10 protein-coding genes are annotated in these 9,520 nt (G+C 70.3%); 1 reads left to right on the forward strand and 9 read right to left on the reverse strand.

The genetic code is table 11. From position 1 onward, the window contains the following. Nucleotides 1–47: 47 nt before the first annotated feature. From argH to argC, 8 genes are read right to left on the reverse strand one after another with little or no spacing between them, the layout of a single operon-like run. On the reverse strand, nucleotides 48–1,463 hold the full coding sequence (gene argH / locus ACFWMR_RS38180) for an argininosuccinate lyase (protein ID WP_378381916.1): 1,416 nt from the start codon (nucleotides 1,461–1,463) through the stop codon (nucleotides 48–50). 27 nt (nucleotides 1,464–1,490) lie between these two features. Beyond that, nucleotides 1,491–1,844: an argininosuccinate synthase gene (locus tag ACFWMR_RS38185; RefSeq protein ID WP_378381917.1), complete on the reverse strand. Its 354-nt coding sequence runs from the start codon at nucleotides 1,842–1,844 to the stop codon at nucleotides 1,491–1,493. After that, nucleotides 1,834–2,355: an arginine repressor gene (locus tag ACFWMR_RS38190; RefSeq protein ID WP_364202441.1), complete on the reverse strand. Its 522-nt coding sequence runs from the start codon at nucleotides 2,353–2,355 to the stop codon at nucleotides 1,834–1,836. The genes ACFWMR_RS38185 and ACFWMR_RS38190 overlap by 11 nt, the downstream gene beginning before the upstream one ends. Then, a complete protein-coding gene (argF, locus tag ACFWMR_RS38195) occupies nucleotides 2,352–3,278 on the reverse strand; it encodes an ornithine carbamoyltransferase (RefSeq protein ID WP_378381918.1) in 927 nt (308 codons plus the stop codon). The genes ACFWMR_RS38190 and argF overlap by 4 nt, the downstream gene beginning before the upstream one ends. 17 nt (nucleotides 3,279–3,295) lie before the next feature. Next, a complete protein-coding gene (locus ACFWMR_RS38200; protein ID WP_378381919.1) occupies nucleotides 3,296–4,489 on the reverse strand; it encodes an acetylornithine transaminase in 1,194 nt (397 codons plus the stop codon). Continuing rightward, nucleotides 4,486–5,406, reverse strand: coding sequence for an acetylglutamate kinase (gene argB, locus ACFWMR_RS38205; RefSeq protein ID WP_378381920.1), 921 nt, complete (start codon nucleotides 5,404–5,406; stop codon nucleotides 4,486–4,488). Before argB ends, ACFWMR_RS38200 begins: the two co-directional genes overlap by 4 nt. After that, nucleotides 5,403–6,563 carry a bifunctional glutamate N-acetyltransferase/amino-acid acetyltransferase ArgJ gene (gene argJ, locus ACFWMR_RS38210; protein WP_378381921.1) on the reverse strand — a complete coding sequence of 387 codons (1,161 nt, stop codon included), beginning with the start codon at nucleotides 6,561–6,563 and terminating at the stop codon, nucleotides 5,403–5,405. The genes argB and argJ overlap by 4 nt, the downstream gene beginning before the upstream one ends. Then, the gene (argC, locus tag ACFWMR_RS38215) at nucleotides 6,560–7,588 is read right to left on the reverse strand and encodes an N-acetyl-gamma-glutamyl-phosphate reductase (RefSeq protein WP_378381922.1); all 1,029 of its coding nucleotides are present in this window, start codon (nucleotides 7,586–7,588) and stop codon (nucleotides 6,560–6,562) included. Before argC ends, argJ begins: the two co-directional genes overlap by 4 nt. A 102-nt stretch (nucleotides 7,589–7,690) precedes the next feature. Here argC and ACFWMR_RS38220 point away from each other — a divergent pair, with 102 nt between their 5' ends. Further along, nucleotides 7,691–8,656, forward strand: a complete 966-nt coding sequence (locus ACFWMR_RS38220; protein WP_378381923.1) for a helix-turn-helix transcriptional regulator — start codon at nucleotides 7,691–7,693, stop codon at nucleotides 8,654–8,656. Nucleotides 8,657–8,698: 42 nt separating this feature from the next. Here ACFWMR_RS38220 and ACFWMR_RS38225 read toward each other — a convergent pair whose 3' ends face one another. Further along, nucleotides 8,699–9,193: a helix-turn-helix domain containing protein gene (locus tag ACFWMR_RS38225; RefSeq protein WP_378381924.1), complete on the reverse strand. Its 495-nt coding sequence runs from the start codon at nucleotides 9,191–9,193 to the stop codon at nucleotides 8,699–8,701. Nucleotides 9,194–9,520: the final 327 nt, after the last annotated feature.

The raw sequence follows: 9,520 nt of genomic DNA on the forward strand, positions 1-9,520 counted from the left end.
GCCCCCTTCCTTGCGACAGGCGCAAGGAAGGGGGCCTTCATGTACTTCTAGCTCAGCCAGGCGCGGTGTTCGGCGACCCGTGCGACCAGCCGGTCCCGCTGCTCGGCGACCCGCTCCGGAGCGGTACCGCCACGGGCGTCGCGCGAGCTCACCGAGCCCTCGACGGTCAGCACCTCGCGCACGGCGGGCGTCAGCGCCGGGTTGATCTTCTCGAACTCTTCGTCGGTCAGTTCGTCCAGGCCGACGCCGCGGCCCTCGGCGACGCGGACGCTCTCCCCCGCCGCCTCATGCGCGACGCGGAACGGGACCCCTTGGCGCACCAGCCATTCGGCGATGTCCGTGGCGAGGGTGAAGCCGGCGGGCGCCAGTTCGGCGAGCCGGTCGGTGTGGAAGGTCAGCGTCTCGAGCATGCCCGCGATCGCCGGGAACAGCAGTTCCAGCTGTTCGACGGAGTCGAAGACCGGCTCCTTGTCCTCCTGCAGATCCCGGTTGTACGCGAGCGGCTGCGCCTTGAGCGTCGCGAGCAGGCCGGTCAGGTTGCCGATGAGCCGTCCGGCCTTGCCGCGGGTCAGCTCGGCGACGTCCGGGTTCTTCTTCTGCGGCATGATCGAACTGCCGGTCGCCCAGGCGTCGTCGAGGGTGACGTAGCCGAATTCGGCGGTGTTCCAGATGATCACCTCTTCGGCGATCCTGGACAGGTTGACCGCGAGCATCGCGACGTCGAAGGCGAATTCGGCGACGAAGTCCCGCGACGCCGTGCCGTCGATGGAGTTCTCGACGCTGGTGTCGAAGCCCAGCTCCTCCGCGACGGCCTCGGGGTCGAGTCCGAGCGAGGAGCCCGCGAGCGCGCCGGAACCATAGGGCGACTCGGCGGTGCGAACGTCCCAGTCACGCAACCGGGTGACGTCGCGCAGCAGCGACTGGCCGTGCGCGAGCAGATGGTGCGCCAGTAGGACCGGCTGCGCGTGCTGGAGGTGAGTGCGGCCCGGCAGGATGGCGTCCGGGTGCCGCTTCGCCTGCGAAACCAGCGCGTCGACGACGCCGAGCGTGCCAGCGACGACTCGGCGGGCGGCGTCCCGCAACCACATCCGGAACAGCGTCGCGACCTGGTCGTTGCGCGAACGGCCTGCCCGCAGCTTGCCGCCGAGTTCGGTGCCCGCGCGCTCCAGCAGACCGCGTTCGAGCGCGGTGTGGACGTCCTCGTCGGCGACTGTCGGGGTGAACGCGCCCGACGCGACGTCCTGCGCGAGGGTGTCCAGCGCGGCGAGCATGCCGGTCAGCTCGTCTTCGGTGAGCAGGCCCGCCTTCCGCAGCACTCGCGCGTGGGCCCTCGACCCGGCGATGTCGTACGGCGCCAGCCGCCAGTCGAAATGGGTCGACGCGCTCAGCGCCGCCATCGCCTCCGCCGGCCCGCTGGCGAACCGGCCGCCCCACAGCTGCACCGGCTGCTCATTCCCGCTCACAACACTCCTCGGATTCCTTGGTTCTCTTCAGGCGACTGACCGGTCGAAGGTAGCGCCTGTGGTGAAGTCGTACAGCGCGCGCTCGTCCCGCGCGGAGCTCACGACCGCGTTCCCGTGGTGCAGGACCAGGCGGACCTCGCCGGAGACCTGCCCGATACCGACCTTTTTCAATTCTTCGTACGCGCTGACCAGCGCGAGCGCGGCGGGACCCGCGTAGATCCCGTGCCCTTCGAGCCCGAAGGCGCCGAGACGGCGGTTCAGCTCCTGGAAGGCTTCCAGGAGCGTCACGGTCTCCCCGTCGATCGCGACCGGCACCCCTTCGTCGAAGGTGACGACCAGCTTCTCGGGATCTTCCGGGAAGGCGAACCCGTCAGGCGTCACCTTCGGTCTCCTCACCGCCGTCCACTGTGGACGATCGTCGGGCCAGCGCCATGAAACGCTCGGCCAGGTCCTTGCCGGACAACGGCTCCCTCGCGATCACCGCGACCGTGTCGTCGCCGGCGATCGAACCGACGACCTCCTCCAGCGCCGCCCGGTCGATCGCGCTGGCGAGGAACTGCGCCGCTCCCGGCGGCGTGCGCAGCACCGTCAGATTTCCCGACGAGTCCGCCGAAACGAGCAGTTCGGCGAGCAGCCGCGAAAGCCGGGACGTGCCACCCTGCACCCCGCGTACCGGGCTGCCGTCCTCCGGGATGACGTACACCGGTGCACCGGAGTCGGCACCTCGGAGCTTCACCGCGCCCAGTTCGTCGAGGTCCCGGGACAACGTCGCCTGGGTGACGTCGATCCCCTCCGCCGCCAGGAGCTTCGCGAGCTCCGTCTGGCTGCGGATGGCCATCGACGACACGAGTGCCGTGATCCGGGCCTGCCGGGTGACTCTTCCGCCGGTCATCGTCGCTTCTCGTCCATGAGCCACACCAAGAGCGCCTTCTGCGCGTGCAGCCGGTTCTCGGCCTCGTCCCAGACCGCGCTCGCCGGACCGTCGATGACCTCGTCGGTGATCTCCCAGCCGCGGTGCGCGGGCAGGCAGTGCAGCACGATCGCCTCGTCCGCGGCGCGGCGCATCAGCGCGGTGTTGACCTGGAGTTCGCGGAACGGGCCGACCCGGTCGAGACCGTCGTTCTCCTGGCCCATCGAGGTCCAGGTGTCGGTGACGACGACGTCCGCGCCTTCGACCGCGGCGTACGGGTCGGTGAAGACCGTGGTGCTGCCACCGGTCTCCGACGAACGGTGCTTGGCGTCGAGCATGACCTGCTGATCCGGCTGGAAACCCTCCGGCGAGACGACGCGCACGTGCATCCCGGCCGTGGTCCCGCCCACCAGCAGCGAATGCGCCATGTTGTTGGCGCCGTCGCCGAGGTACACCAGGGTGAGCCCGGCGAGCTTGCCCTTGCGCTCACGGATGGTCATCAGGTCGGTGAGCACCTGGCACGGGTGGAACTCGTCGGTGAGCGCGTTGATCACCGGGATGCTCGCCGCCGACGCCATCGCGTCGATCCGCTTCTGGGCGAAGGTCCGCCAGACGATCGCGTCCAGGTACCGCGAAAGCACCCGCGAAGTGTCCTCGATGGTCTCTTCGCGGCCGAGCTGCATGGAGCGCCCGTCGACGATCACGGGGTTGCCGCCGAGCTGGGCGATACCCACCTCGAAGGAGAACCGGGTCCGGGTGGAGTTCTTCTCGAAGATCGCCGCGACCGATTTGCCCTCCAGCGCGCGGGAGCTCAGCGGCTCGGCCTTCAGCTGGTCGGCGAGGTCGAGGATCTCGGCCTGCTCGGCGGGGCTGAGATCGTCGTCACGGAGGAAGTTGCGCAGCATGCGTTTTCGTCTCTGTCCTAGGTGGTGGTGGAATCGAGCGCCCCGGGAAGGGCTTCGAGGAATCCCGCGGCCTCGTCGGCGCTCAGGATCAGCGGCGGTGCCAGCCGGATGGTGTCCGGGGCGATCGGGTTGACCAGGTATCCCGCGTCCTGCGCGGCCTTGGCGACCGCCGCCGAGACCGGTTCGCGCAACGCGATGCCGAGCAGCAGCCCGGCCCCGCGGACCCCGGCCACCAGCGGGTGGCCGAGCTCCTCCACGCGGGAGGCGATGTCCTTGCCCAGCGCGGAAACGTGGTCGTTCAGGTTGTCTTGGGCGATGGTCTTGAGCACCGCGAGCCCGGCGGCGCAGCAGATCGGATTGCCGCCGAAGGTGGTCCCGTGGTGGCCCGGCTTCACCAGGTCCCCGACCTCCCCGACGCCGATGACCGCGCCGAGGGGCAGTCCGCCGCCGAGTCCCTTCGCCAAGGTGACGAGGTCCGGGACGATGCCGGCGTGCTGGAAGGCGAACCACGCGCCGGTGCGGCCGATGCCGGTCTGTACCTCGTCGAGCACCAGCAGGGTCCCGGTCGCCTTGGTGATCTCCCGTGCGGCCTGGAGGTAGCCGTCCGGCGCCGGGACGACACCCGCCTCCCCGAGGATCGGTTCGAGGAACACCGCGGCCGTTTCGCTGTCCACCGCCGCGCGAAGGGCGTCGATGTCGCCGTAGGGAACGTGGGTGACACCCGGGACCAGCGGCGCGAACGGGTCCCGCTTCGAGGGCTGACCGGTCAATGTCAGGGCACCCATCGTGCGGCCGTGGAAAGCGCCCTCGCAGGCCACGATCTTGGTCCGCCCGGTGAGCCTGCTGATCTTCAGCGCGGCTTCGTTGGCCTCCGCGCCGGAGTTGACGAACAGCACCTTCGCGTTGCCGGACAGGCCGGCGACGTCCAGGAGTGTTTCGGCGAGTTCGACGACGACCGGGTTCGCGTAGAGGTTCGAGGTGTGCCCGAGTTTCGCGACCTGCTCGGTGACCGCGGCGACCACGGCGGGATGGGCGTGCCCCAGCGCGTTGACCGCGATCCCGCCCAGCAGATCGACGTACGGCTTGCCGTCGGCGTCCCAGACCTTCGCGCCCTCGCCTCGCACCAGGGTCAGCGCCGGGGTGCCGTAGTTGTCCATGAGGGAAGACTTCCAGCGCTCCTGGCCGTCTACATTGGACTTACACGTGGTCACGGGAGCTCCGTTTCGGGGAAGACCATGGTACCGATGCCACGGGAGGTGAAAACCTCCAAGAGCACCGAATGGGCGATGCGGCCGTCGATCACGTGCGCGCGGCGGACGCCGCCGCGGATGGCGCGCACGCAGGCCTCCATCTTCGGGATCATGCCGCTGGCGAGGCCGGGCAACAGGGTTTCGAGGCGGTCCACGCGGATCCGGTCGACGAGCGAACCGCGGTCCGGCCAGTTGGCGTACAGGCCTTCGACGTCGGTGAGCACGACGAGTTTCTCCGCGCCGAGCGCGGCGGCCAGCGCGCCGGCGGCGGTGTCGGCGTTGATGTTGTGCACGACGCCGTCGACGTCCGGGGCCACGGTGGACACCACCGGGATCCGGCCCGCGTTGACGATGTCGAGCACCGCGTCCGGGTTGACCTCGGAGACCTCGCCGACGAGCCCGATGTCGACGGCCACACCGTCCACAGTGGCCTGTTTGCGCTCGGCGGTGAACAGCCGCGCGTCCTCGCCGGAGATGCCGACCGCGTACGGGCCGTGCGCGTTGATCAGGCCGACCAGTTCGCGGCTGACCTGGCCGGTCAGCACCATGCGGACGATGTCCATGGTCTCGGGCGTGGTGACGCGCAGGCCGCCCTTGAACTCGCCTTCGACGCCGAGCCGGGTGAGCATGGCGGTGATCTGCGGGCCGCCGCCGTGCACCACCACCGGACGCAGCCCGGCCATGCGCAGGAAGACCATGTCCTCGGCGAAGGCCTGCTTGAGGCTTTCGTCGATCATGGCGTTGCCGCCGTACTTGACCACGACGGTGGCGCCGTGGAAGCGCTGCAACCAGGGCAGGGCTTCGATGAGGATCGAGGCCTTCTCGGCGGCCGTAGCGAGCCGCTCGTCCGCGGGGACCGTGGATTCGGAAGGGCTCATGACGAGTACGCGCTGTTCTCTTCGACGTACGCGTGCGAGAGATCGGTCGTGTAGATCGTCGACTCCCCTTCGCCCAGGCCCAGGTCGACGACGATCTTGATGTCCCGGCCCGAGAGGTCCGCTTCGGAACGGTCCGCCGCGGGAGTGCCCTTGGCGAACAGGGTGACGCCGTTGATCGCGATGGCGACCTTCTCCGGGTCGATCTCCGCGGGCACCCGGCCCAGCGCCATCGCGATGCGGCCCCAGTTCGGGTCCGAACCGAACAGCGCGGTCTTGACCAGGTTGTCCTCGGCGATCGTCCGGCCGACGGCGATCGCGTCCGCCTCGCTCGCCGCGCCGGTGACCGTGACGTCGACGTACTTGGTCGCGCCTTCGGAGTCCGCGCGCAGTTGCAGCACGAGGTCGAGGCTGACCGCGGTGAGCAGTTCGGTCAGCTCGGCCTCGGTCGGTTCGACGCCGCTGGCGCCGGACGCGAGGACGAGCACGGTGTCGTTGGTGGAGGTGCCGCCGTCGACGTCGAGCCGGTCGAAGGTGACACCGGTGGCGGCGCGCAGGGCCCTGTCGAGGACTTCGGGCGTGACGACGGCGTCGGTGGTGAGGACGGAGAGCATCGTCGCGAGGTTCGGGGCGAGCATGCCCGCGCCCTTGGCGAACCCGCCGACGCCCCAGCCGCTGTCGTGCGTCGCGGCCGCCTGCTTCGGCTTGCTGTCGGTGGTCATGACCGCGGTGGCGGCGGAGAGGTCGGCTTCGGCGCCGGCGCCGAGCCGGCCGAACGCGGTGTCCACGCCGGAGAGCAGCGCGTCCATCGGCAGCCGCTCGCCGATCAGGCCGGTCGAGCAGACAGCGACCTCGATGGCCCCGGCCTCGAAGAGCCCGGCGACCTTCTCGGCGGTCTGGTGGGTGTCCTGGAAGCCACCGGGGCCGGTGGCCGCGTTGGCTCCGCCGGAGTTGAGGACGACGGCCTTCAGGCGCTGCTGCTTGAGCACCTCTTGCGACCAGAGGACCGGCGCGGCCTTGATCACGTTGCGCGTGAAAACGCCGGCCGCGACCTGCAGCGGCCCGTCGTTGACGACGAGCGCGAGGTCGAGCTTGCCCTCGGCCTTGATCCCGGCGGCGACGCCCGCGGCGCGGAATCCCTTCGGCTGGGTGACGGTCACGGAGCCACTCCTACGGTCGGTAGTCCGGTGGTTTCGGGGAGGCCGAGTGCGATGTTCATCGACTGGACGGCGCCTCCCGCGGTGCCCTTGGTCAGGTTGTCGATGGCCGCGACCACGATCAGGCGCCGGGTGTCGGCGTCCACGGTGACCTGCAGCTGGACGTTGTTCGAGCCGACCACCGACGCCGTCGACGGCCACCGGCCAGGCGGCAGCAGCTGGACGAACGGCTCGGTGGCGTACGCCTTTTCGTAGAGCTCGCGGGCGCCGTCGGCGTCCAGGTCGGACTTGAGGGCGGCGCTCGCGGTGGTGAGGATCCCTCGCGGCATCGGGGCCAGCACGGGGGTGAACGAGACCTTGACCCGCGCTCCCGCGACCGCCGAGAGGTTCTGCGCGAACTCGGGGGTGTGCCGGTGGGCGCCGCCGACGCCGTACGCGGTGGCCGAACCCATCACCTCCGAACCGAGGAGGTTCGGCTTGAGGCTCTTGCCCGCCCCCGAGGTCCCGGTCACGGCGACGACGTTGACCTCCGGCTCGACCAGGCCCGCGGCCAGCGCCGGGGCGAGGGCGATCGAACCGCCGGTCGGGAAGCAGCCGGGGACCGCGATGCGCTTGGTCCCGGCGAGCCGCTCACGGGCACCGGGGAGCTCGGGAAGCCCGTACGGCCATTGCCCGGCGTGGTCACCGCCGTACCAGCGCTGCCAGTCGGCCGCGTCCGAAAGCCGGTGGTCCGCGCCGAGGTCGACCACCAGGACGTCCGGGCCGAGCTGGGCGGCGATGGCACCGGAGTGGCCGTGCGGCAGGGCGAGGAAGACGACGTCGTGCCCGGCCAGGGTTTCCGGAGTCGTCTCCAGGAGGACACGTTCGGCCAGCGGCGCGAGGTGCGGCTGGTGCTGGACGAGTGGCGTCCCCGCGGAGCTGGCCGCGGTGAGCGCGCCGATCTGGATTTCGGGATGGGTCAGCAGCAGGCGCAGGAGTTCGCCGCCCGCGTACCCGCTGGCTCCGGCCACCGCGATCTTCACCGTCATACGTATGATTATGCACAGCCGTGCAAGTTCAATCAAACAAAGGTCGCGCGGCTCACCCGAAATAGGCCATCCCCTGTCCTTTGTACGGGGCATCCTTGCGGTATGACGGACACGCCCGCCCGGCTGCTCAGCCTGCTGTCGCTCTTGCAGACCCCTCGCGAGTGGCCTGGCAGCGAGCTCGCCGAACGGCTGGCGGTCAGCCCTCGGACCATCCGCCGCGACATCGAACGGTTGCGCGAGCTCGGTTACCCCGTCGAAGCCTCGCGAGGTTCTGAAGGCGGCTACCGGCTGGGCGCGGGCGCGGCGATGCCCCCGCTGCTGCTCGACGACGAGGAGGCCGTCGCGATCGCGGTCGGTCTCCGGAGCGCCGCCGGGCAGGCGATCTCGGGTATCGAGGAGTCTTCGGTGCGGGCGCTGGCGAAACTGGAGCAGGTGCTGCCCTCGCGGCTGCGTTATCGCGTCGGCGCCCTGGGTGCCGCGACCGTGCCGCTGCCCGGCACCGGCCCCGCGGTGGACCCGGAACACCTCACCGTCTTCGCGGGCGCGATCGCCAACACCGAACGGACGCGGTTCGCCTACCGGACCGGGGACGGGACCGAATCGCGGCGGCACGTCGAACCACACCGGCTCGTCTCGGCCAGGCACCGCTGGTATCTGCTCGGCTACGACCTCGACCGGGACGACTGGCGGATCTTCCGCGCGGACCGGATCTCCGGGCCACGCGCGACCGGCGGCCGGGCGACGCCGCGACAGCCACCGGCGGAGGACGTGGCGGCCTATGTCACCGACAAGATGTACAGCCTCCTTCCCACCTTCAGCGCCCGCGTGACCTTGTACGCGCCGATGAGCCAGGTCGCCCCCGCGATCGGGGACGACGTCGGCGAACTCGAACCGGTCGACGAGCAGACCTGCGTCCTGAACGCGGGCACCGACACCCTGGACTGGCTCGCGTTCCGGATCCTCGGTCTCGGCTGCGAATTCACCGTGCACGAACCGCCGGAGCTGATCGGCCATCTCCGGGAGATGGCCGCGCGGGCCGGCCGCGGTACGAAGTCCACAGTGGACTGACGGCGGCTGCGAAGACCGGGTGGCCCTCGCAGCCGCCTGGATTCAGCCGAGTCCACCTCCCTCTCGCCTGCTCGGCGGGATCGGGAGGTACGCGCCCCGGCGCTCCGGGTCGCAGCCGACCCTGGGCAGCCTGGCCCGGATCCCGCCCGGTGTCCGCTCGAACCGCTGCGCGATCTCCTCGACGCTTTCCCCGGCCAGCCAACGGCTTTCCAGTTCCGCGTCCAGCTCGTCCGACCAAGGCAGGCCTTGCCGTGCTGGACGGTCGGCCGATCTTCGGCGGCCGTTGCGGCCGGTGCCCCGGCCGGCGAACGCCATCAGCGTGTCGGACAAGACGGTCGCCAAGGCCGGTACTGCCTCGGCGTCGATGTCGAGCCTGCCTTCGGCGACAGGCTCCTCCTGCGGTCCGGCTCCGCCGACCATGACGGTCACCCAGCGGTCTTCCCCGGCCGCGCCGCCACCCTCACGGGCGGCGACCTCGATGCGATAAACGGTGTCCTGCACTCGGATCTCGGTCCGGTGCTCTTCGACGATGGTCATGCCGGGGACGCTAACGGGCGGCCCCGACAATTCGCCGGCACGGCGATGGGGATTCGGCCCGGGACGGTGGATGACCGGTACTTTCAGCGCTTTTCGGGACGAGAGGGTGCCGGTCACGACCGGTGGGCTATCGCATTCGATCGCATTCAGAGGACTAAATGCGGTGATTGGGGCACAGGTGTCGAGCTCGACCGCTCGCGTGCCTGCCGGGGTTCGGGTGTCGCGAAAGCCACTTTCAGGACAAAGAAACGGCCGGACCGGGGGTTTAGGGCGGGGCGCCCCAAAACAGCCCACCCCCCCCCCCCCGGGGGGGTGGGTATAACACAA

The sequence above is a fragment of the Amycolatopsis thailandensis genome, from assembly GCF_042723255.1.
Lineage (GTDB): Bacteria > Actinomycetota > Actinomycetes > Mycobacteriales > Pseudonocardiaceae > Amycolatopsis > Amycolatopsis thailandensis.

What these genes read in the sequence shown, in the direction of transcription:
- ACFWMR_RS38190 (WP_364202441.1), bottom strand. Translation starts at nt 2,355, where the DNA reads ATGACCGGCGGAAGAGTCACCCGGCAGGCCCGGATCACGGCACTCGTG.
- argF (WP_378381918.1), bottom strand. Translation starts at nt 3,278, where the DNA reads ATGCTGCGCAACTTCCTCCGTGACGACGATCTCAGCCCCGCCGAGCAG.
- argB (WP_378381920.1), bottom strand. Translation starts at nt 5,406, where the DNA reads ATGAGCCCTTCCGAATCCACGGTCCCCGCGGACGAGCGGCTCGCTACG.
- argC (WP_378381922.1), bottom strand. Translation starts at nt 7,588, where the DNA reads ATGACGGTGAAGATCGCGGTGGCCGGAGCCAGCGGGTACGCGGGCGGC.
- ACFWMR_RS38220 (WP_378381923.1), top strand. Translation starts at nt 7,691, where the DNA reads ATGACGGACACGCCCGCCCGGCTGCTCAGCCTGCTGTCGCTCTTGCAG.
- ACFWMR_RS38225 (WP_378381924.1), bottom strand. Translation starts at nt 9,193, where the DNA reads ATGACCATCGTCGAAGAGCACCGGACCGAGATCCGAGTGCAGGACACC.